Source organism: Modicisalibacter sp., from assembly GCF_055145905.1.
This window is the reverse complement of the sequence record NZ_JBSREH010000053.1, coordinates 1-20,588: the sequence shown is the minus strand read 5'-3', so window position 1 is coordinate 20,588 and position 20,588 is coordinate 1. Positions and strand designations below refer to the sequence as shown.

Here is a 20,588-nt window from a genome sequence, read left to right as displayed (position 1 = left end):
ACGCTGCACGTAAAGGAAAAACGTCCCGACTCATCCGTAGCCAGGAGGCCTTGCGATGCCCCTTTTACCACGCCGAGCGGCTCGCGCCCTGTCGCTGGCCGTGCTGGCGCTCGTCGCCGGTACCGCCCAGGGCTATGCCCTCGACGATTGGTCCACGGTCACCGACGAGGCCGCCGGCCAGACGGTCTATTTCGCCGCCTGGGGCGGCGACGCCGACGTCAACGGCTATCTCGACTGGGTGAGCGCTCAGATGCAGCAGCGCTACGACGTCGGGGTGGTTCACGTCAAGCTCGGCGATACCGCCGAGGCGGTCTCCCGGGTGCTGGCGGAAAAGGCCGCCGGCAACGCCGATCACGGTGCCATCGATCTGGTGTGGCTCAACGGCGAGAACTTCGCGGCCATGAAGGAGAACGGGCTGCTCTACGGTCCCTTCGCCACCCGACTGCCCCACTACGCGCTGACCGCCCCCGAGTCCCATCCCGAGGTGAGCCACGACTTCACCCTGCCCACCGAGGGCTACGAGTCGCCCTGGGGCAAGGCGCAACTCACCTTCTACTACGACAGCGCCCGCGTCGACACGCCACCGCGCGACATGAACGCACTGCTCGACTGGGCCCAGGCCCATCCGGGACGCTTCACCTACCCGCTACCGCCCGACTTCCTCGGCTCGAGCTTTCTCAAGCAGGCGCTGCTGGGGCTGGTCGACGACCGCGAGCCGCTCTACCACCCGGTCGGCGAGGCCGACTTCGACGCCGTCACCGCGCCGCTGTGGGATTACCTGGATCGACTACACCCCTACCTGTGGCGCGAGGGGCGCACCTTCCCGGCCAGCGGCTCGGCCCTGCGCCAGCTGATGGGCGACGGCGAACTGAGTCTGGCCTTGACCTTCACGCCCTCGGCGCCGGCCGCGGCGGTCGCCGATCATCAGTTGCCGCCGACCACCCGTAGCTATCTGCTCGACGGCGGCACCCTGGGTAACGTCCACTTCGTCGCCATCCCCTTCAATGCCTCGCACAAGGCCGGCGCGCTGGTGCTCGCCAACTTCCTGCTCGCTCCCGAGGCGCAGGCGCGCAAGCAGGCGCTAGACGGCTGGGGCGACGCCACGGTGCTGGCCATGGAGCGTCTCGACGCGTCGCAGCGCGCGGCCTTCGAGACACCCGACGACAACCCCACCCGGCTGCCGGCCGGGGCCCTGGGCAAGACCCTCGCCGAGCCGCACCCGAGCTGGATGGCGCGCCTGGAGTCGGCCTGGCAGGCCCGCTACGGCGCCCGATGATCGACCCGCACGCGCTGTGGACCAGACCCGCACCGTGGCTCGCCATGGCGGTGCTCGGTCTGCCGGTCGCCGCCGGCCTGGGCGCGGTGATCGCCCCGGCCTTCGGCTGGCTGCCGGCGCTGGGCGGCACCTCGCCGACGCTCGCCCACTGGCAGGCCCTGTGGGAAACGCCCGGCCTCGTCGACATGGTGCGCCTGAGCGCTGTCACCGGGCTGGCCAGTGCGGGGCTGTCGCTGGCCATCGTGATGCTGTTCCTCGGCGCCTTCCTGCACACCCGGCTGTTCGGCGTGGTTCGACGTCTGCTGTCGCCGCTGCTCGCCGTGCCCCATGCCGCGGCAGCGATCGGCCTGGCGTTCCTGTTCACGCCCTCGGGGCTTGCCGCGCGCCTGGTCTCGCCCTGGCCAAGCGGTTGGGAGTACCCGCCGGACTACCTGTTCCCCGGCGACCCCGACGGGCTGGCGCTGATCATCGGGCTGACGATCAAGGAAGTCCCCTTCCTGTTGCTGATGAGTCTCGCCGCCCTGCCCCAGTGCCGCGCCGGCGAACGCCTCGACGTCGCCCGTGGACTCGGCTATCGCCCCATGGCCGCCTTCCTCAAGGCGGTCCTGCCGGGGCTCTACCCGCTGCTGCGCCTGCCGGTCTACGCGGTGATCGCCTTCGCCACCTCCGCCGTCGACGTGGCGCTGATCCTCGGCCCGACCACCCCGCCGCCGCTCTCGGTCGCGGTGCTGCGCTGGCTCAACGACCCCGACCTGACGATGCGCTTCATGGCTTCTGCCGGGGCGCTGCTGCAACTCGGCGTGACACTGGCGGCTCTGCTCGTCTGGTGGACGCTGGAAGGCCTGACGGCACGCGCCTGCCGGGGCTGGCTGAGCGACGGCCGCCGCGCTTTCGGCGATACGGCATTGCGCTGGACCGGGTTGGGGCTACTGGGTGCCGCCCTGGTCCTGATCATCGGCAGCCTGATCGGCCTCATGCTATGGTCGCTGGCCGGCTACTGGCCCTTCCCCGAGGCGCTGCCCTGGCCCTGGATCGCCGACAACTGGTTAGGCGCGCTCGACGGACTCGCCGCGCCGCTCGAGCACGCCGCCGAGGTGGGACTTGCCGCCACGCTGGTCTCGCTGGGGCTGGTACTCGGCGCGCTGGAAGCGGAGAGCCGGCGCACCCGCCCCGTCAGGCGCTGGAGCGAATGGCTGCTCTACCTGCCGCTGCTGGTGCCGCCGGTGGCCTTCCTGTTCGGGCTGGTGCTGATCCAGACCCAGCTCGGTCTGGCGCCGGGGATCGCGGCGGTGATCGGCGCCCACGTGGTGTTCGTGCTGCCCTACGTGTTTCTCTCGCTGGCCGAGAGTCACCGGCGTCTCGACCCGCGCTGGACGCAGCTCGCCCGTAGCCTGGGTGCCTCGCCCTCGCGGGTCTTCTGGCGGGTTCGCCTGCCGCTGCTGACCGCGCCGCTGCTGACCGCCGCGGCGGTGGGCTTCGCGGTAAGCATCGGTCAGTACCTGCCCACGCTGTTGCTGGGCGCGGGCCGAGTGGCAACCATCACTACCGAGGCGGTAAGCCTGGCCAGCGGCGGCGACCGGCGCCTGACCGCCGTCTACGCCCTGCTGCAACTGCTGCTGCCGGCCGCGGGCTTCGCCCTGGCGCTGGGCCTGCCGCGCCTGCTGTTTCGCCATCGAATCGGCCTGGTGAGCCCTTCATGACCGACCTCTCCCATACCGGCCTCGCCCCCGCGTCGCTGCACCTCGAACGGCTGGTCATCAACCTGGCGGGGCAGCCGCTGGTGAGGCTCGACACCGACATCGCCCCCGGCGAGATCCTCACCGTGATGGGGCCATCGGGCAGCGGCAAGTCGACCCTGCTGGCGGCCATCGCCGGCTTTCTGGCGCCGGCCTTCACGGCAGCGGGATGCGTCCGCCTCGGCGATACGCCGCTCGATGGCCTGCCACCGGAATCCCGCCACGTCGGCCTGCTGTTTCAGGACCCGCTGCTGTTCCCGCATCTCTCGGTGGGCGGCAACCTGGCCTTCGGCATGGCTCCCGGCGGCCGACGCCGCGAGCGCCGCGCCCGCGTCGCCGAGGCGCTCGCCCGGGCCGGACTGGCCGGTTACGCCGAGCGCGACCCGGCCACCCTGTCGGGCGGCCAGAAGGCGCGGGTCGCGCTGCTGCGGGTACTGCTCTCCGCGCCCCGGGCGATGCTGCTCGACGAGCCCTTCTCGAGTCTCGATGTCGCGTTGCGCGACGACCTGCGCCGGCGGGTCGTCGCCGAGATCGCCCGACGCGGCCTGCCGGCCCTGCTGGTGACCCACGACCCCGCCGACGCCGAGGCGGCTGGCGGACGTATCGTCACGCTGGGCGGCAGCTGATCAGCCCAGGCGCTCGGCGAGCTCGTCGAGGGACGACACCGTCAGATCCGGCTCGCCGCCCCAGGTGTCGAACGGCGCCTCGGCGCTGCGCCGCACCCAGGCCGCATGCAGGCCGGCGTGCTTGGCGCCGATCACGTCGAAGGGGTTGCACGACACCAGCCAGGTCTCGTGGGCCGGCACCTCGAGCCGGTTGTGCAGAAAGGCGTAGACCGCCGGATCGGGCTTGAAGCGCTTGACCTCCTCGACGCTGACGATGTCATCGAACTGCCCGAGTACCCCGGCCTGGTCGAGCAGCCCCTCGACCGCCCGGCGGCTGCCGTTGGAGAACGCGACCCGCTTGAGGTTGAGCTCGGCCATGCGCGACAGGGCCGGCGCCACGTCATCGAAGGCCGGCAGCCGCCCGTAGACGCCCATCAGCCGCTCCTTGTCGGTCTCGCCGAGGCGCGTGCCCATCGCCCGATCGACGAATTCCAGGGCATCCCGGGTGCATTGCGAGAAGTCGGCGAAGGCGCCCATCAGGCCCCGCCGGAAGGCATATTCGAGCTGCTTGTCGCGCCAGCGCCGCGAGAACTCCTCGGCGCTGTCGCCCAGGTGCTGGTGCAGGGACTCCACCACGCCGTGGGTGTCGATCAGGGTGCCATATACATCGAATGCGAGAACTCGTTTCATGCCGTGCTTCCTGTCACTGCGTGCGTGTCGCTTCAGACTGGTCGCTTTGGCGACCCTCGACAAGGGACCCATGGCAATAACAGCGCCCCCTCGTAGACCTGTCGACGGCTCAGCCCTGGCGATCACCGTAACGGCGACAGCCCTGACAAGGGCCCCTTGGCATATGACAAGCAAGGGGTAAACGCCGCACAATAGCCCCTCCTGATCGACGACTGGAATGAGAGACCCGCGATGGCGTTCAACGTGTATGTGGATGGGCAGGAAGGGACCACCGGCCTGCGCCTGCTCGACTATCTCGAGGCGCGCGACGATATCGAGCTGCTGCGCATCGACAGCGACCGGCGCAAGGACACCGCCGAACGTGCCCGACTTCTCAACGCCGCCGACGTGGCCTTCCTGTGCCTGCCGGACGAAGCCTCGCGCCAGGCGGTCGAACTGCTCGACAATCCCGACACCTGCCTGATCGACGCCAGCACCGCCTTTCGTACCGCCGAGGGCTGGACCTACGGCCTGCCCGAGCTGGTCCCCGGCCAGCGCGAGGCCATCCGGCGCAGCAAGCGCATCGCCAACCCCGGCTGCCATGCCAGCGCCTTCATCCTGCTCGTGCGCCCGCTGATCGAGGCCGGACTGCTGCCCGCCGACTATCCGCTGTCGGCCTTCTCGCTGACCGGCTACAGCGGCGGCGGCAAGAAGCTGATCGCCGAATACGAGGCTGCGGAGCCCGGCCGCCTGGCGGCGCCGCGCCCCTATGCCATGACCCTGGCCCACAAGCACCTGCCGGAGATGCGCCTGCACGGCGGCCTCGCCCAGGCGCCGGTCTTCACGCCCGTGGTGGGACCCTTCCTCAAGGGACTGTCGGTCACCGTGCCACTGCACGTCGACCGCCTGGCCGCGGGCGCCGACGGTGCCGCGATCCACGACGCCTATGCCCGCCACTACGCGAACGAGCCCTTCGTCAACGTCATGCCCCTGGCCGACGAGGCCAGCCTCGACCACGGCTTCTTCGAGGTGCAGGGCGCCAACGACACCAACCGGGTCGACCTGTTCGTCTACGGCGGCGAGGAGCGTCTGGCGCTGGTCGCCCGGCTGGACAACCTCGGCAAGGGCGCGGCGGGCGCCGCGGTGCAGTGCATGAACATCCACCTGGGCCTGGACGAGGACACCGGCCTGACCGTCGGTTGACGCGGCGACCGCCGCCCGAAACGACGCTGCCCACCCCGGCCGGGGTGGGCAGCATCGCGAGCAACCTGCAACACCGGGTCAGTCGGCGAGGCGCTGCAGGGCGAAGGCAGCGATCGCGGTATCCTGCACCCCGGTGCCGGTCAGGTCACAGACGGTGATGCTGGCGTCCGAGACCCGCAGGCGCTGGTTCTCGGCGATCGCCTGTCCCAGCTCGTAGACCTTGAACGGCGCACTGGCCTCGTCTTCGCCGGGCTTGACGAAGGCCTTGAGCTCACCGTTGGTCCGGCTCTGCGCGCGGGTGTCGCAGACGAAGGCATCGGCACGGATCATCACCTCCTCGTCGAGCTCACGCTTTTCCGGGCTGTCGGAGCCCATCGCCGTGACATGCACCCCTTCGGGCAGGTCCTGGGCGGTGAGAATCGGCTCCCGGGCGGGCGTGGTGGTGACGATGATGTCGGCCTGTTCGCAGGCCTCCCTGACCGAGTCGTGGACGTTGACGCTCAGCCCCTGCGCGCGCATGCGCTCGGCATAGGCCTCGGCGGACTCGCGGTGCCGCGCCCAGACATCGACGGTATCGATGTCGCGGACCAGCTGCAGCGCCCTGACCTGCAACTCGGCCTGCTCGCCGGCCCCCAGCACGGCGACCCGGCGGCTGGCCTCGCGCGACAGGTGCTTGGCGGCAATCGCGCCGGCCAGCGCGGTGCGCACGGCGGTCAGGTAGCCCTCGTCGAAGAGCACCGCGTCCACCAGCCCGGTTTTGGCGGAAAACACCATCATCAGCCCGTTGAGACTCGGCAGGCCGATCTTGGGGTTGTCGAAGAAACCGGGGCTGACCTTGATGGCGAAACGCTCGGCGCCGCGAATGTGCGCCGTCTTGACGTCCACTTCGCCGTTGGCCTCCTCGATCGCCATCGACAGGATCGGCGGCTGTACCACCTCGCCGCGCCCCAGCGCGGCAAAGCCGTTTTCCACGGCCGTCAGGGCCTCCTGGTCGAGCCTGACCGCCGCCTCGATGTCATCGCGTTGATAGAGTTCCATGAATCCGTCCTCAGTTCTCGACTGTATCTCTCGCGGGCGCGCCGCCCTGCCGGAAGGGCAGCACGCTCAACGGGTTCCGGCAAGCTCCCGGGCACGATCAAAGGTTTCCAGCGCCACGCCATTGCCCGAGACGATCAGTGCCACCTTCTGGCCGCGCACGTCCAGGCCGTGCTCGTCGAGAGCCGCCAGCCCCACCGCCGCGGCGCCTTCCACCAGCATCTTCTCGTCGGCCAGCATGTCGACCATGGCGCGCGCGATGGCGGCCTCGGCAACCTGGTAGTGATCGTCCATGACCTCACGAACCAGCGCGAAGGTGCAGCGATTGTCCAGGCCGATGCCACCGCCCAGCGAATCGCCGAGGCTCTCGACCTCCTCGACATCGACCGGATGCCCGGCCTGGAGGCTCTCCCACATCGCCGCCCCCTGACTGAGGCTGATGCCGGTGACCCGGGTGGCCGGGCGAATCCCCTTGATCGCGGCACCGATGCCGCCCAGCAGCCCGCCCCCGGACAGACCGACGATCACCCGGTCCAGATCGGGCTGATCCTCGAGCAGCTCCAGCCCGATGGTACCCTGACCGCTGGCGATCAGCGGGTCATCGAAGGGCGGGATCAGCGTCATGCCCTCCTCGTCGACCAGCCGCGCGACCTCGCCGAAGGCTTCATCCTGGCTCCGGCCGACACGCCTGACCTCGGCGCCCAGTGCCTCGATGGCCCGCACCTTGTTATCGGGCACCAGGTTCGACAGGCAGATGATCGCCGGCACCCCAAGGCGCGAGGCCGCCAGCGCCACGGCGCGCCCGTGGTTGCCGGTGGAAGCGGTGGTCACGCCACGCGACAGCGCATCGGCGCCGCCCCGCTCGCGCAGGGCGCGGATCATGTTGGTCGCGCCCCGCAGCTTGAAGGCCCCACTGGGCTGGCAGTTTTCCAGCTTGAGAAAGACTTCGGCGTCGAAACGCCGCGACAGGGCCTGGGAGCGGATCAGCGGGGTGCGCGTCACCTGACCGGCAATGCGCGCCCGGGCCTGATAGAGCGAGGCCAGGGTCACGCCATGCGTCGGCTGCGTCATCGTTGACTCCTTGTTGAACGGCATGGGCCAGACAGGACGACGCCGCAAGAAACTTGCGGCGTCGTTACCGGCCGACCGGCCGGTGTCTTTCGTGAAGCATAGCAACCGTGGCTATGTAGCATAGGTTGCCTGAAAACTCGGCGAACGACGGCCAGACAAGGCAAAAATCAGCGAAAAAGCGGAGTTTACGAGCTGTAAATGAGCATTTTGAGCTGATTTTTAACGCCGTATGGCCGAGTGCAGGCCGTTTTCAGCCAAACCTATGCCCCGTCGCCCAGATCGCCGGACTTGGTCAGCTCGTCGGCGACCTTGTCCACGGCACGCTTGGCGCGGGCGACGATCTCGTCGACATCGTCACGGGTGGCGACCAGCGGCGGCGCGAAGCCGAGGATGTCGCCCTGCGGCATGGCACGGGCGATCAGGTTCTCCTCCAGCGCGGCGGAGCTGATGCGCGCCCCGACCTTCAGGGCCGGATCGAAGTGGGCACGCTTGGCGGCCGCCGGCGAGAACTCCAGTGCCGCGAGCATGCCCACGCCACGCACGTTGCCGACGATCGGGTGCTCGCCGAAGGCTTCCTGCATCTTCTGCTGCAGGTAGGCGCCGGTCTCGGCAGCATTCCGGGTCAGCCCTTCGCGCTCGATGATCTCCAGGTTGGCCAGGCCGGCCGCACAGCCCAGTGCATGACCGGAGTAGGTCCAGCCGTGGCCGATCGGGCCGAACTCGCCGGTGCCGTGCTCGAGCACCTGCCAGACCTTGTCGCCGACGATGACGCCGGAGAGCGGCTGGTAGGCACTGGTCAGCCCCTTGGCGATGGTGATCAGGTCCGGCTTGATGCCGTACTGATGGCTGCCGAAGTCGCTGCCGATACGGCCGAAGCCACAGACCACCTCGTCGGCGATCAGCAGCACGTCGTACTTGGACAGCACGGTCTGGATCTCGTCCCAGTAGCCTTCCGGCGGCGGCACGATGCCCCCGGTGCCCAGCACCGGCTCGCCGATGAAGGCGGCGACGGTATCCGGACCCTCGGCCAGGATCAGCTCCTCGAGCTTGGCGGCGCAATGCTTGGAGAATTCACGCTCGCTCATGCCTTCCAGTTCGGGGGCACGATGGTAGTAGTACGGCGCCTCGGTGTGCAGGATGCCGGTCATCGGCAGATCGAACTGATCGTGGAATGCCTTGAGGCCGGTCAGCGAACCAGTGGCCAGGCCGGAGCCGTGGTAGCCGCGCATCCGCGAGATGACCTTCTTCTTCTGCGGACGACCCAGCACGTTGTTGTAGTAACGCACGATCTTCAGCTGGGTCTCGTTGGCATCGCTGCCGCCGAGGCCGTAGTAGACCTTGGACATGCCCGGGCCGGCCAGCTCGAGGATCTTCTCGGACAGCGCGATCTGCGGCTCGTTGGAGTGGCCCACGTAGGTGTGGTAGTAGGCCAGCTCCAGCGCCTGCTTGTAGATGGCCTCGGCCACCTCGGTGCGGCCGTAGCCGATGTTGACGCAGTACAGGCCGGCGAAGCCGTCGATGAACTCGCGGCCGTCCTTGTCGACGATGTTGATGCCCTTGCCACCGGTGATCACGCGACCCGGCGCATTGCCGTGGGCGAAGTCACGCAGGTGCGTGGACGCATGGAAGGTAACCTTGCGATCGCGATCGATCAGATCCTGATGGGTGGTCATGGCACTCTCCTGTCAAAAAGTCATCTTGCTGAAAGCAATAAACGGTTCGTCAAACGTCGTGCGTTCGATCAACTGCCGGAAACGGAACCCAGCCCGCCGAGGCAGTAGTACTTCGTCTCGAGATACTCCTCGATCCCCGCGGTGCCGCCCTCGCGGCCCAGGCCCGACTGCTTTACCCCCCCGAAGGGGATGGGCGGCCCGGTCATCTTCACCGTGTTGATCGCCACCATGCCGTTCTTCAGCGCGCGCATGATCTTCCAGATGCGCCGAATGTCATGGGTGAAGATGTAGGCTGACAGCCCATACTCGGTATCGTTGGCCATCTCGATGACTTCGTCATCGGTGCTGTAGCGGGTGATGCCCGCCACCGGCGCAAAGTTTTCCTCGCGCCAGACCTTCATGTCCGCCGTGACCTCGGTCAGCAGGACGGGCATGAAGAAGTTGTCGCCCGGCGCGGCCGACTGGTCGCCGTGAACCAGCGTGGCGCCCTTGGACAGCGCGTCGTCGACGATCGCCGCGGCCTTGTCCACCGCCCGACGGTGAATCAGCGGCCCCAGATCGACCTCGCCGTCCAGGCCGTTGCCGACGGTGAAGGCCTGCATGCGCTCGGCGAAGTGCGCCACGAATTCGTCGTGCACGGACTCGTGGACCAGGATGCGGTTGGCGGCCAGGCAATCCTGTCCGGCGGTCTGGAACTTGGCCGCCACGGCGGCGTAGGCCGCTTCCTTGGGATCGACATCCGGGCCGACAATGAACGGCGCGTTGCCGCCCAGCTCCAGCGAGACGCGCTTGACCGTGCCGGCGCTCTGCTCGAGCAGCAACCGGCCGACCGGCGTGGAACCGGTGAACGACAGTGCCTTGACGCGCTCCTCCTTGCAGAGAATCTCGGAGACCATCGGCGCATCGCCCAGCACCACGTTGAACACCCCGGCCGGGATACCGGCCCGCTCGGCCAGCTCGGCCAGTGCCAGGGCGGAGAACGGCGTCTCGCCGGCCGGCTTGACGACCACCGTGCAGCCCGCTGCCATCGCCGCGGCGGCCTTGCGAGTGATCATCGCCAGCGGGAAGTTCCAGGGCGTGATCAGTGCGGCCACGCCCACCGGCTCCTTGAGGGTACCCAGGGCGGCATTGGGGATGTGGCTGGGAATCGTCTGGCCGAAGGTGCGCTTGCCTTCCTCGGCGAACCAGCGGATGAAGCTCGCGCCGTACTCCACCTCACCGCGCGCATCGGGCAGCGGCTTGCCCTGCTCGCGGGTCATGATGTAAGCGAGATCCTCGCGATGGGCCTGCAGCAGGTCGTACCAGGCCAGCAGCCGCTCGCAGCGCTCGTCGGCGCGCAGCGCCCGCCACTGCACGAAGGCGGCATCCGCGGCGTCCACGGCGGCGCGGATCTGCTCCGGCTCGAGCAGCGGAATGTGGCCCAGCGTCTCGTTGGTCGCCGGGTCGATCACGGCCTCTTCGCGACCCGCGTCGCCATGGGTCCACTTGCCATCGATATAGGCGTACTGACGAAACAGGCGGGGATCGTCGAGTTTCATCCTGCACCTCCGCAGAAACGGAAAAACGGGTTCCGGGTATTGCTACCCGCTTGCTGCCCAGAGTAAGGGAGGCGGCGCTCGACGTGTTTCTGTTAGCCAGGGGGGAAAGGCGGTATTTTTTTGGAGATGTGGGGAAGAGTTGAGGTTTTTTCTCGCCGGCTCAATCGAGGTGGCCGCTGAACAGCTCCAGCCGCTTCCCCCGGTGGCAGCACACCAGATTGAGCTCGCAGGCCCGCGCCACCTCGACCGCCAGGGCGGACGGCAGCGACAGCGTGGCCAGGGTGGGAATGCGCGCGCGCACGGTCTTCTGCACCAGCTCGAGGCTGCAGCGGCTGGACACCAGCACCGCCTCGGGCGGAGTGTCGTTCAGCAGGCTCTCGCCGATCACCCGATCGAGGGCGTTGTGGCGGCCGATATCCTGCCCCTGCGCCACGACCTCGCCGCGGGCATCCAGCCCCAGGGCGGTGTGCTGGCCCCGGCAATGCCGCGCCTCGAGCGCCGCCAGGCCATGCCGCAGGGCCTCGCCGGAGAGGACCGGGCGCGGCGGCAGGCGGGTCAGCCCGGCCATTACCTCGGCCTCCTCGCTGGCACCGCAGGCACCGCAGCTGGATACCGAGGCCTCGCGCGGGGCGCGCCGCGCCGCCTGTCGCGCCAGCCGCGCCGGGACCGCCAGGCGCACCCGCAGGCCGTGGCGCAGCCGCGAAATCGTGATGTCCGCGACCTGATCGCCGCGGGTGATCCAGCCGGCGGTGAAGGCGTGGCCGATCGCCAGCGGCTCGAGCGACTCGGGGGTGGCCAGCAGCGTGGCCACCGCCTCATCGTTGAGCGCCAGGGTGATGGGCATTTCACGGGGGCCGTCGAGATCACGCAACGGCTGGTCGCGCCGGTCTACGTAATCATCGACGGGCGCGGCAGGGGCAGGCAGCATATTCATGGATATAGCGTAATCACCCCGACGGGCGACGCCAAGTGGCTACCGATCCGGCGCGGCCAGAGTCAGCCGGCATCGTCGACGGTAAGGGGCGGGGCCTCGTCCTTGACGGTCTTGGTGACGATGTAGGTGAAGTAGCGCTCGATGCCCAGATCGGACATCAGCCAGTCGTCGATCAGGCGCTGGTAGGCATCGATCGAGTCCGCCTCCACCTTGACCAGGTAGTCGACGCCGCCACCGACAGCGACGCACTCGGTGACCAGCGCCTCCTCGCGAATGGCTTTCTCGAAGCGCTGAAAACTCTCGGCGTTGTGGGCCTTGAGCTCGATCTGCACCCACACCGGCGTGCGCTTGATCAGCACCCGGGAATTGATCCGCGCCGTGTACCCTTCGATGACGCCGGCCTTCTCGAGGCGGCGCACCCGCTCCCAGCAGGGGCTGACCGAGAGATTGATCGCTTCGGCCAGGCGCGACTTGGTGATACGGCCGTCCCTGGCCAGGATATCGAGAATCTTGAGGTCGTATCGGTCTAGCTTCATGCCGGTCCACTATCGGGCCGGCCGCCGGGCGTGGCGGCCGGGACGCTTGCGGTAGGCTGCGTTCAGCCGTCGAGAGAATCCACCACCTCGGCGATCACCGCAATGGTGTCGCCCATGTTGACCTGCGCCGGAAAGCGCCTCGCCACCAGCATGCCGTCACGCTGAGCGTGATAGACCACGGGCTCGGCACCGGTGCGGGTCATGTCGTAGACGCGGGCGATGATCTGGCCCTTTTCCACCCGGTCGCCAAGGCTCACGGTCAGCTCGAGCAGCCCTGTGTGCTCGCTCTGCACGTAGCAGGAGGCATCCGGCATGTCGACGTAGACCTGAGGCTCGGCGGGCACCTCCAGCTCACCATCGATCAGGCCGTAGTGGATCAGGAAGTTGCGTACGCCACGCTCGGTGATCGCCATGCGCTCCGGCGTGGTGGTGCCGCCGCCGCCCAGCTCGGTGGCAACGAAGATCTTGCCCTGACTTTCCACCGCCGTGTCATACAGCTTGGCGGCATCCAGCTCGAACATCATCATCGCCGTGGGCGCGCCGAACGCCTTGGCGCCGGCCAGTGCCTGACGTTGCTGGTCCTTGTTCTCCAGATGGTGCGAGGCGGCGAACGGCACGATGTCCAGGGTCCGGCCACCGGAGTGCAGGTCCAGCGCCACGTCGATCATCGGCACCAGGTAGCGGGTGAAATAGTCGGCGACCTGCTCGGTCACGCCGCCGTCGGGATCACCGGGGAAGCTGCGATTGAGGTTGCCGCCATCCATCGGTGAGGTCCGGCGGCCGGCCTGTGCCGCCGGCACGTTCATCATCGGCACGATGATTACCCGACCATGCACGTCCTCGGCCTTGAGGGTGCTGGCCAGCTTCATCAGGGCGGTGATGCCCTCGTACTCGTCACCGTGATTGCCGCCGGTGAGCAGCGCCGTGGGGCCCTCGCCGTTGGCGACCACGGTGATCGGAATCATTACCGCGCCCCAGGCCGACTCGTCGTTGGAGATCGGCAGCTTGAGAAAGCCGTGCTGGACGCCGTCGGCGTCGAAGTCGACGGTCGCGGAGATCGGGCTCGGCCGCAGGTCGCGGGCTCGCTGAGTCATGGTGCCACTCCTTGCTTGACGAACAGCTGACTTACTTGACGAACAGCTGGCGCGGGAAGTTGGCCAGCGGTTCTGCGCCGTTTTCGGTGATCAGGATGCTTTCGGTGATCTCGAGACCCCAGTCGTCCATCCACATGCCGGGCATGAAGTGGAAGGTCATTCCCGGCTCGAGGATCGTCTCGTCGGAGGGACGCAGACTCATGGTTCGCTCGCCCCAGTCCGGCGGATAGCTGATACCGATCGGATAGCCGCAGCGCGCGCCGCCGCGGTCGAAGCCGTACTTGTCCATGGCCGCGCCCAGCGCCATGGCGATGTCGGCACAGCGATTGCCGGGCCGGGCCACGGCCAGGCCATTCTCGATACCCTCGAGCAGGGCCGACTCGCCACGCACGAATTCCTTGGGCGGCTTGCCGAGGAAGACGGTGCGCGACAGCGGGCAATGATAGCGCTTGAAGCAGCCGGCGATCTCGAAGAAGGTCCCCTCGCCCTCGCGGAACGGCGTGTCATCCCAGGTCAGGTGCGGCGCCGCGGCATCGGAGCCGGTCGGCAGCAGCGGCACGATGGCCGGATAGTCGCCGCCGTACACCTTGCCGTCGGCATCGGTCCAGCCCTCGATACCCACGCGATAGATCTCCGAGACCAGCTTGCTCTTGGCCAGTCCCGGCTCGATCATCTCGAGGATGCGCGAATGCATGCCCTCGACGATGCGCGCCGCGACGCGCATGTACTCGATTTCCTGCGGCGACTTGATCGCCCGGCACCAGTTGACCAGCGAGTTGGCATCCTGAAAACGCGCGTGGGGCAGTTCCTGGACCAGGCTGGTATGCGCCTTGGCGGAAAAGTAATAGTTGTCCATCTCCACGCCGACGACGCCCTCGTGCCAACCACGCTCGGGCATGATCGACTGCGCCAGGTAGTCCATCGGGTGCATGTCCGGATTCTGGACGTAGTAATCCGGATAGTAGGTGATGTTCTCGGGGTCCATCCAGCAGGTGCGCAGCGCCCCGTTGCTGTCCTGCCGACGCCCGTACCATACCGGCTCGCCCTCGAGTCCGAGCAGCACGCACTGATGCACGTAGAAAGACCAGCCGTCGTAGCCGGTCAACCAGGCCATGTTGGAAGGGTCACTGATGACCATCACGTCAATGCCGCGACTGGCCATCGCCTGACGCACCTTCCAGAGGCGCTGGGCATATTCCTCACGAGTGAAAGGCAGGGAAACCTGGATCATGTGCCTCGTTCCAAAACACGAAATCGCCAGAACCGACCCTCCAGCGGGAGTGCGGGGGTCGGGCCGTCAAGGGGACGCTGAAACAGCTCGTTGGCAATTTTGATTGTCATGACACTGGATTATTGAAATCATGACAATTACCTGCCAATGTCCTGCCGCTGATACTAGCACCAACGTAGAGCCAGCCGTCAAAGCCTTTATTGAATCATGACAATTGATCTGACGCCCTACCTGTCATCACAGGGCCCGAAATACCTGGCCATCGCCCGTGCGCTGTCCGAAGCCATCCGCCAGGGTGAGCTGACGCCCGGCACGCGGCTCCCTCCGCATCGGCAGTTGGCCGACGCGCTGGGCGTCAGTGTCCAGACCGTGTCACGCGCCTATGCTCAGGCCGAGAAGATGGGGCTGGTCCAGGCCCGCGTGGGCAGCGGCACCTGGATCAACACCCTCGATGACAACCGCGAGGCGGAGTACCTGCGGACCGGCGAGCCACGTACCGAATCCGCCCTGATCGACCTGTCGATCGCCCATCCGGTCTGCCCGCCGACCCATCACCTGCGTTTCCGCGAGACGCTCGTCACGCTGGCCGAACAGGCCTCGCCGGACGTAATCTCCGCGAGCCGCCCCATCGCCGGGCTCTCCTACCAGCGCGAACGCGCGGGATACTGGCTGCGCGACCGGCTCGGCGTGCCCGGCGACGTGGAGGAACGCATTCTCTGCAACGGCGCCTCCCACGGGCTGATGCTGGCCGTCGCCACCGTGGTCCAGCACGGCGACCTGGTCCTGACGGAAGCACTGACTGATCATGGTCTGATCGCCCTGTCGCGAACCCTGGGCTTTCAATTGCGCGGGGTCGCCATCGACGACGAAGGCATGATGCCCGATGCGCTCGACACCGCCTGCCGTCGTTTCCGCCCCCGCGCCATCTGCCTGACGCCGACCCAGCTCAACCCCACCGGCGCAACCATGAGCCAATCGCGGCGTGACGCCATCGCCGAGGTGCTGATCCGCCACGGCGTGTGGCTGATCGAGGACGACGTTCACGCCCTGCTCGAGCCACCCGGCCTGACCCCGCTCACGGCACGGCTGCCGCGCCAGAGCTTTCATGTCACTAGCCTCACCAAGGCCACCGTGCCGGGGCTGCGCGCCGGCTATCTCACGGTGCCCCGGGGCCAGCTGCATCATGCCCTGCCCCGCCTGCGCGCCACGACCTGGATGGCCACCCCGCTGATTCTCGAGATCGCCGATGCCTGGCTGGCCGACGGCACCGTCGAGGCACTGGCCGGCGAGCAGCGCGAGCTGCTCGCCGAACGCCAACAGCTCGCCGCGCAGCGACTCAACGGCCATGTCTTCGCCTCCCGGGCATCCAGTCTCCATGTCTGGCTGTCCCTGCCCGACTCCTGGCGTGCGGAGGAGCTGCGCCAGCAGGCCGAACAGGAAGGCGTGGCGATCACCGCCTCGCAGCCCTTCATGGTCGAGCAGACGCCCGCCCCGCGCCGCGTGCGCCTGAGCCTCGGCGCCGAGCCCGATCTGGAGCGTCTCGATCGCGGCCTGGAGCTGGTCGCCCGCTTGCTCAACGAATCCCCGCCCCCCATGCTGGAGATCGTCTACTGAACGGTCGCCGGTCATCGCCGGACAAGGCAAGGAGAGAACAGAGAATGCGCGTACTGGTTCACATCGACGAGGCCGACACCTGGCGCGAGGCGCTGGCTCGCCGCCTGCCCGACGCCGATATCGTCACCAGCGACGACCCCGGCGACACCCCCGCCGACTATCTGGCGGTCTGGAAGCCACCCGCCTCGCTGTTCGAGGGTCAGACGCGTCTCAAGGGCATCATCAACCTGGGCGCCGGTGTCGATGCCCTGCTCGCCAATCCCGGCCTGCCCCGCGACGTGCCCATCGTCAAGTTGCGCGACGCCGGCATGGCACCGCTGATGGCCGACTATGTACGCTTCGGAGTGCTCTATTTCCAGCGCGATTTCGACCGCTACTTCGCCCAGCAGGGCCACACCACCTGGCACGAGCAGCCGCTGACCGACAAGGCCGACTGGCCGGTGGGCGTGCTGGGCCTCGGCGCGATCGGCGCTCACGTCGCCCGCACGCTGGCCGAGGACGGCTTTCCCGTCCACGGCTGGAGCCGTTCCGCCAAGTCGCTCGACGGCGTGACCTGCCACCACGGCGAGGCCGGCCTGCCCGAGCTGCTCGGTCGCGTACGCACCCTGATCACCCTGCTGCCCGACACCGACAGCACCCGCGGCATCGTCGACGCAAAGACACTGGCACAGTTGCCTGAGGGCGCGACGCTGATCAACCCCGGGCGCGGCAGCCTGATCGACGCGGCCGCGCTGCTCGACGCCCTCGGTCCCGGCGAGAAGGAAGGCCGCCTGCGCGGCGCCCTGCTCGACGCTTTCACGGAGGAACCGCTGCCCCGCGACAACCCGCTGTGGAGCCACCCCCGCGTGCGCATCACGCCACACATGGCCGCGCCGACCCCGGTACGCGACGCCGCCGATCAGGTCGCCGAGCTGATCCGCGCACTGGACAACGGCGAGGACGTCGAGGCCATCGACCCCCGAGCGGGCTACTAAGCAAAAGCCCGCGCCCTACAGTCGTTCCCGGGTCACCTCCAGCACACGGCCATCCACCGTGCGCTGGAGCTTGTCCTCGATCTCCTGACACAGCGACTCCACCTGGCGACCGTCGATACCGGTCACCACAAAGGTCCATTCGCTCGTCTCCAGACTGTCGAGTGCGCCGCTTTCGCAGACCGCGACCGCCGGGTTGTGCCCGAAACGCTCATGCAGACCGCCCATGCGCTGGCGCTTTTCCTTGAGCGAGCGACAGCCCGGCAGCGAAATCCTGATGGTCATCACAACAATATGCATGGGTCCTCCTCGAGACTGCGCAAGCCCGCACGGTGGGCCGGCCGCGCACTGCCGCGTGTCGGCTTTCGCGGCCACCCTGCCTGTTCTCGCCTGTGGTATAACTCCCGGCCGCGACAACCGACAAGGAGAAGGCCATGGGCCGCTTCGTTTTCTCGCTCGTCCTGCTGGCCGGCCTTGCCTATGGCGGGCTCTATGTCTATTACGACACCAGCGTGACGCAAGCCGTCGCGGCACGCCTGGACGGGCTCGGCTTGACCGCAGTCACCGTGGACGGGCTCGACTTCCCCCCGCTGGCGCCACTCAGCGATGATGCCCGTATCGCCGCCGAGGTTCACTACGGCGGTGCCGAAGCCACGCTGGACATGCACCTGACGGGTCATCCGTTGTTCACCCGCCAGATGCATCTCGCATTCGACGGGCTCCAGGCGTTGCGGCTGACGCTCGGCACCGGCGGCTGACGGCTCTCACCCGTGAGCCGTCCACTCACCGGGCAGACGGATATGCTAAGGTGCCGTCACACGCCCCTGGCGGCGAGCCACTCCTGCGGATGCACGCCATGACCGATACGCCAACCGCAACCCAGCCGACGCCCTCGGCGGCGAGTCCCGCTGCGCACGAGGCACCGATCATCCAGATCGACAAGCTCGACAAGACCTACGCCTCGGGCTACCAGGCCCTGAAGTCGATCGATCTGGAGATCCAGCGCGGCGAGATCTTCGCCCTGCTCGGCCCCAACGGGGCCGGCAAGACTACCTTGATCAGCATCATCTGCGGTCTGGTCAACCCCACCGGCGGCCGGGTGATCGCCGACGGCCACGACATCGTCCGCGACTACCGTGCGGCCCGCGCGACCATCGGCCTGGTCCCGCAGGAACTGACCTCGGAAGCCTTCGAGACGGTTTGGAACACGGTCAGCTTCAGCCGCGGACTGTTCGGCAAGTCGCCCGATCCCGCGCATATCGAACGGGTACTCAAGGACCTGGCGCTGTGGGACAAGCGCAACAACAAGCTGATCACCCTCTCCGGCGGCATGAAACGGCGCGTGCTTATCGCCAAGGCACTGGCCCACGAGCCGCGCATCCTGTTTCTCGACGAGCCCACCGCGGGCGTCGACGTGGAGCTGCGGCGCGACATGTGGAACGTGGTACGCCGGCTGCGCGAGTCGGGGGTGACCATCATCCTCACCACGCACTACATCGAGGAAGCCGAGGAGATGGCCGACCGCATCGGCGTGATCAGCAACGGCGAGATCATCCTGGTCCGCGAGAAACAGGCGCTGATGCGCCAGCTCGGCCGCAAGGAGCTGACCCTCCAGCTCGCCGCGCCGCTGGCCGCGCTGCCCGACGCGCTCGCCGGGCGGGGATTGACCCTCGACGACGAGGGCCGGCAGCTGGTGTATACCTACGACGCCCAGCAGGACGCCACCGGCATTCCCGAGCTGCTGCGCGCCGTGGACGCCGCCGGTCTCGAGGTGACCGACCTGCAGACCCGGCAGAGCTCGCTGGAGGACATCTTCGTCGGTCTGGTCAAGGAGCGCCCATGAACTGGTACGCCATTCGCACCATCTACCGCTTCGAGATGGCCCGGGCCCGGCGCACGCTGCTGCAGAGCATCGTCTCGCCGGTGCTCTCCACCTCGCTGTACTTCGTGGTCTTCGGCGGCGCGATCGGCTCACGCATCACCCAGATCGACGGCGTCAGCTACGGCGCCTTCATCGTGCCGGGGCTGATCATGCTGATGCTGCTCACCCAGAGCGTTTCCAATGCCTCGTTCGCGATCTTCTTTCCCAAGTTCTCGGGCACCATCTACGAGCTGCTCTCGGCACCGGTATCGCATTTCGAGATCGTGCTCGGCTATGTCGGGGCGGCGGCCACCAAGTCGATCATCCTGGGGCTGCTGATCCTCGGCACGGCGAGCCTGTTCGTGCCGCTGACGATCGCCCACCCCGTATGGATGGCTCTGTTTCTGGGCCTGACGGCCGTCACCTTCAGCCTGCTCGGCTTCATCATCGGTATCTGGGCGGACAATTTCGAGAAGCTGCAACTGGTGCCGCTGCTGGTGATCACACCGCTGACCTTCCTCGGTGGCACCTTCTACGCCATCGACATGCTGCCACCGCTCTGGCAGACGGTGACCCTGGCCAACCCGGTGGTCTATCTCGTCAGTGGCTTCCGCTGGAGCTTCTTCGGCAGCGCCGATGTCAGCGTGGCCGCCAGTCTGGCGATGATCCTGCTGTTCCTGACGGTATGCCTGGGCATCGTGGCGTGGATCTTCCGCACCGGCTATCGGATTCGTCCCTGAGCCCGACAGGACGAGGAACCGGGCTATCGGAATGGATAGCCCGAAGCAACAACGTCTGGGAACGTCTGGGAGGTGAGCTCAGTCCAGCAGGGCGTTGAACTGCTTGAGCCACTCCGGGTGGGCCGGCCAGGCGGGCGCCGTGACCAGCTTGCCGTCGGTGACCGCCTGATCCACGGCGATGTCGGCATAGTCGCCGCCGGCCAGGCGCACCTCGGGCGCACAGGCCGGGTAGGCCGAAACCCGCAGCCCCTCCAGCGACACGGCGGCGGCCAATAGCTGGGCGCCGTGGCAGATCGCCGCCACCGGCTTCTCGGCTTCCATGAAGTGACGCACCACCTCGAGCACCCGCTCGTCGAGACGCAGATATTCCGGCGCGCGGCCGCCGGGAATCACCAGGGCGTCATACTCGGCGGGATCGCTCTCGGCAAAGGTGGCGTTGAGGGTGAAGGCGTGCCCGGGCTTCTCGCTGTAGGTCTGATCCCCCTCGAAGTCATGGATGGCGGTCCTCACACTGTCGCCCTCGCGCTTGTCGGGGCAGATGGCATGCACCGTGTGCTCCATCGCCTGCAGCGCCTGGAACGGCACCATGATCTCGTAGTCCTCGACGAAGTCCCCTGCAATCAACAGAATCCTGGCCATGTCGGCATCTCTCCTGTTCTCTTTCATAGGCACTGTCTGAAAAGTCGACGAGCGAAGGTCAGGCAAGGCAAAAATCAGCGAAAAAGCGGAGTTTACGGGGTGTAAATGAGCATTTTGAGCTGATTTTTAACGCAGTATGGCCGAGCGCAGACAGTTTTCAGA

Annotated in this window: 20 protein-coding genes; 9 read left to right on the top strand and 11 right to left on the bottom strand. The window is 67.6% G+C overall.

Going from position 1 to position 20,588, the window contains the following annotated elements; genetic code table 11:
- The first annotated feature begins 55 nt into the window (after positions 1-55).
- Genes ACTCB7_RS15170 through ACTCB7_RS15160 form a run of 3 tightly spaced genes read left to right on the top strand, consistent with a single transcriptional unit; the run spans position 56 to position 3,638 of the window.
- Positions 56-1,276 (top strand): ABC transporter substrate-binding protein, encoded by a 1,221-nt coding sequence (locus ACTCB7_RS15170; RefSeq protein ID WP_463007346.1) that lies wholly within the window; start codon positions 56-58, stop codon positions 1,274-1,276.
- Positions 1,273-2,976: an ABC transporter permease gene (locus tag ACTCB7_RS15165; RefSeq protein WP_463007345.1), complete on the top strand. Its 1,704-nt coding sequence runs from the start codon at positions 1,273-1,275 to the stop codon at positions 2,974-2,976. Before ACTCB7_RS15170 ends, ACTCB7_RS15165 begins: the two co-directional genes overlap by 4 nt.
- Complete coding sequence (locus tag ACTCB7_RS15160; protein ID WP_463007344.1) at positions 2,973-3,638, top strand: ATP-binding cassette domain-containing protein; 666 nt, start codon at positions 2,973-2,975, stop codon at positions 3,636-3,638. Before ACTCB7_RS15165 ends, ACTCB7_RS15160 begins: the two co-directional genes overlap by 4 nt.
- Here the strand turns inward: ACTCB7_RS15160 and ACTCB7_RS15155 are convergent, their stop codons facing one another.
- On the bottom strand, positions 3,639-4,307 hold the full coding sequence (locus ACTCB7_RS15155) for a haloacid dehalogenase type II (protein WP_463007343.1): 669 nt from the start codon (positions 4,305-4,307) through the stop codon (positions 3,639-3,641).
- 231 nt (positions 4,308-4,538) lie between these two features.
- On the opposite strand from ACTCB7_RS15155, the gene argC reads away from it, so the two are divergent.
- A complete protein-coding gene (argC, locus tag ACTCB7_RS15150; RefSeq protein WP_463007342.1) occupies positions 4,539-5,489 on the top strand; it encodes an N-acetyl-gamma-glutamyl-phosphate reductase in 951 nt (316 codons plus the stop codon).
- A 78-nt stretch (positions 5,490-5,567) separates the two neighbouring features.
- Here the strand turns inward: argC and ACTCB7_RS15145 are convergent, their stop codons facing one another.
- From ACTCB7_RS15145 to doeA, 8 genes are all read right to left on the bottom strand, one after another.
- Positions 5,568-6,527 (bottom strand): cyclodeaminase, encoded by a 960-nt coding sequence (locus ACTCB7_RS15145; protein WP_463007341.1) that lies wholly within the window; start codon positions 6,525-6,527, stop codon positions 5,568-5,570.
- 66 nt (positions 6,528-6,593) lie between these two features.
- Positions 6,594-7,595, bottom strand: a complete 1,002-nt coding sequence (gene eutB, locus ACTCB7_RS15140; RefSeq protein ID WP_463007340.1) for a hydroxyectoine utilization dehydratase EutB — start codon at positions 7,593-7,595, stop codon at positions 6,594-6,596.
- A gap of 260 nt (positions 7,596-7,855) precedes the next feature.
- A complete protein-coding gene (locus ACTCB7_RS15135) occupies positions 7,856-9,268 on the bottom strand; it encodes an aminotransferase (RefSeq protein ID WP_224414305.1) in 1,413 nt (470 codons plus the stop codon).
- Positions 9,269-9,336: 68 nt separating this feature from the next.
- On the bottom strand, positions 9,337-10,806 hold the full coding sequence (locus tag ACTCB7_RS15130; protein ID WP_224414304.1) for an NAD-dependent succinate-semialdehyde dehydrogenase: 1,470 nt from the start codon (positions 10,804-10,806) through the stop codon (positions 9,337-9,339).
- A gap of 160 nt (positions 10,807-10,966) precedes the next feature.
- The gene (locus ACTCB7_RS15125) at positions 10,967-11,740 is read right to left on the bottom strand and encodes a formate dehydrogenase accessory sulfurtransferase FdhD (protein ID WP_224414303.1); all 774 of its coding nucleotides are present in this window, start codon (positions 11,738-11,740) and stop codon (positions 10,967-10,969) included.
- Positions 11,741-11,802: 62 nt separating this feature from the next.
- Entirely contained in the window at positions 11,803-12,276 is a 474-nt protein-coding gene (locus ACTCB7_RS15120) for an Lrp/AsnC family transcriptional regulator (protein WP_224414302.1), read from the bottom strand.
- Positions 12,277-12,338: 62 nt separating this feature from the next.
- Positions 12,339-13,370 carry a N(2)-acetyl-L-2,4-diaminobutanoate deacetylase DoeB gene (gene doeB, locus ACTCB7_RS15115; RefSeq protein WP_463007339.1) on the bottom strand — a complete coding sequence of 344 codons (1,032 nt, stop codon included), beginning with the start codon at positions 13,368-13,370 and terminating at the stop codon, positions 12,339-12,341.
- 31 nt (positions 13,371-13,401) lie between these two features.
- Complete coding sequence (gene doeA, locus ACTCB7_RS15110) at positions 13,402-14,601, bottom strand: ectoine hydrolase DoeA (RefSeq protein WP_224414300.1); 1,200 nt, start codon at positions 14,599-14,601, stop codon at positions 13,402-13,404.
- Between the two features lie 207 nt (positions 14,602-14,808).
- On the opposite strand from doeA, the gene ehuR reads away from it, so the two are divergent.
- Together ehuR and ACTCB7_RS15100 are read left to right on the top strand one after the other, a co-directional pair.
- Positions 14,809-16,215, top strand: coding sequence for a MocR-like ectoine utilization transcription factor EhuR (gene ehuR / locus ACTCB7_RS15105; RefSeq protein WP_463007338.1), 1,407 nt, complete (start codon positions 14,809-14,811; stop codon positions 16,213-16,215).
- Positions 16,216-16,259: 44 nt separating this feature from the next.
- The gene (locus tag ACTCB7_RS15100; RefSeq protein ID WP_463007337.1) at positions 16,260-17,189 is read left to right on the top strand and encodes a 2-hydroxyacid dehydrogenase; all 930 of its coding nucleotides are present in this window, start codon (positions 16,260-16,262) and stop codon (positions 17,187-17,189) included.
- 15 nt (positions 17,190-17,204) lie between these two features.
- Here the strand turns inward: ACTCB7_RS15100 and ACTCB7_RS15095 are convergent, their stop codons facing one another.
- Complete coding sequence (locus ACTCB7_RS15095) at positions 17,205-17,486, bottom strand: DUF503 domain-containing protein (protein ID WP_463007336.1); 282 nt, start codon at positions 17,484-17,486, stop codon at positions 17,205-17,207.
- Positions 17,487-17,620: 134 nt separating this feature from the next.
- Here ACTCB7_RS15095 and ACTCB7_RS15090 point away from each other — a divergent pair, with 134 nt between their 5' ends.
- The 3 genes from ACTCB7_RS15090 (at position 17,621) to ACTCB7_RS15080 (ending at position 19,787) form a co-directional block, all read left to right on the top strand.
- A complete protein-coding gene (locus ACTCB7_RS15090; protein WP_463007335.1) occupies positions 17,621-17,944 on the top strand; it encodes a hypothetical protein in 324 nt (107 codons plus the stop codon).
- A 98-nt stretch (positions 17,945-18,042) separates the two neighbouring features.
- The gene (locus ACTCB7_RS15085; RefSeq protein WP_463007334.1) at positions 18,043-19,029 is read left to right on the top strand and encodes an ABC transporter ATP-binding protein; all 987 of its coding nucleotides are present in this window, start codon (positions 18,043-18,045) and stop codon (positions 19,027-19,029) included.
- Positions 19,026-19,787: an ABC transporter permease gene (locus ACTCB7_RS15080; protein ID WP_463007333.1), complete on the top strand. Its 762-nt coding sequence runs from the start codon at positions 19,026-19,028 to the stop codon at positions 19,785-19,787. Before ACTCB7_RS15085 ends, ACTCB7_RS15080 begins: the two co-directional genes overlap by 4 nt.
- 78 nt (positions 19,788-19,865) lie before the next feature.
- Here ACTCB7_RS15080 and ACTCB7_RS15075 read toward each other — a convergent pair whose 3' ends face one another.
- On the bottom strand, positions 19,866-20,426 hold the full coding sequence (locus tag ACTCB7_RS15075) for a DJ-1/PfpI family protein (protein WP_463007332.1): 561 nt from the start codon (positions 20,424-20,426) through the stop codon (positions 19,866-19,868).
- Positions 20,427-20,588: the final 162 nt, after the last annotated feature.

Bases quoted from the DNA above. Each gene is read 5' to 3' on its own strand.
- ehuR (WP_463007338.1), top strand. From the start codon at position 14,809: ATGACAATTGATCTGACGCCCTACCTGTCATCACAGGGCCCGAAATAC.
- ACTCB7_RS15155 (WP_463007343.1), bottom strand. From the start codon at position 4,307: ATGAAACGAGTTCTCGCATTCGATGTATATGGCACCCTGATCGACACC.
- ACTCB7_RS15100 (WP_463007337.1), top strand. From the start codon at position 16,260: ATGCGCGTACTGGTTCACATCGACGAGGCCGACACCTGGCGCGAGGCG.
- ACTCB7_RS15130 (WP_224414304.1), bottom strand. From the start codon at position 10,806: ATGAAACTCGACGATCCCCGCCTGTTTCGTCAGTACGCCTATATCGAT.
- ACTCB7_RS15080 (WP_463007333.1), top strand. From the start codon at position 19,026: ATGAACTGGTACGCCATTCGCACCATCTACCGCTTCGAGATGGCCCGG.
- doeA (WP_224414300.1), bottom strand. From the start codon at position 14,601: ATGATCCAGGTTTCCCTGCCTTTCACTCGTGAGGAATATGCCCAGCGC.
- ACTCB7_RS15125 (WP_224414303.1), bottom strand. From the start codon at position 11,740: ATGAATATGCTGCCTGCCCCTGCCGCGCCCGTCGATGATTACGTAGAC.
- doeB (WP_463007339.1), bottom strand. From the start codon at position 13,370: ATGACTCAGCGAGCCCGCGACCTGCGGCCGAGCCCGATCTCCGCGACC.
- ACTCB7_RS15095 (WP_463007336.1), bottom strand. From the start codon at position 17,486: ATGCATATTGTTGTGATGACCATCAGGATTTCGCTGCCGGGCTGTCGC.
- ACTCB7_RS15165 (WP_463007345.1), top strand. From the start codon at position 1,273: ATGATCGACCCGCACGCGCTGTGGACCAGACCCGCACCGTGGCTCGCC.
- ACTCB7_RS15075 (WP_463007332.1), bottom strand. From the start codon at position 20,426: ATGGCCAGGATTCTGTTGATTGCAGGGGACTTCGTCGAGGACTACGAG.
- ACTCB7_RS15135 (WP_224414305.1), bottom strand. From the start codon at position 9,268: ATGACCACCCATCAGGATCTGATCGATCGCGATCGCAAGGTTACCTTC.
- ACTCB7_RS15090 (WP_463007335.1), top strand. From the start codon at position 17,621: ATGGGCCGCTTCGTTTTCTCGCTCGTCCTGCTGGCCGGCCTTGCCTAT.
- argC (WP_463007342.1), top strand. From the start codon at position 4,539: ATGGCGTTCAACGTGTATGTGGATGGGCAGGAAGGGACCACCGGCCTG.
- ACTCB7_RS15085 (WP_463007334.1), top strand. From the start codon at position 18,043: ATGACCGATACGCCAACCGCAACCCAGCCGACGCCCTCGGCGGCGAGT.
- ACTCB7_RS15120 (WP_224414302.1), bottom strand. From the start codon at position 12,276: ATGAAGCTAGACCGATACGACCTCAAGATTCTCGATATCCTGGCCAGG.
- ACTCB7_RS15160 (WP_463007344.1), top strand. From the start codon at position 2,973: ATGACCGACCTCTCCCATACCGGCCTCGCCCCCGCGTCGCTGCACCTC.
- ACTCB7_RS15145 (WP_463007341.1), bottom strand. From the start codon at position 6,527: ATGGAACTCTATCAACGCGATGACATCGAGGCGGCGGTCAGGCTCGAC.
- ACTCB7_RS15170 (WP_463007346.1), top strand. From the start codon at position 56: ATGCCCCTTTTACCACGCCGAGCGGCTCGCGCCCTGTCGCTGGCCGTG.
- eutB (WP_463007340.1), bottom strand. From the start codon at position 7,595: ATGACGCAGCCGACGCATGGCGTGACCCTGGCCTCGCTCTATCAGGCC.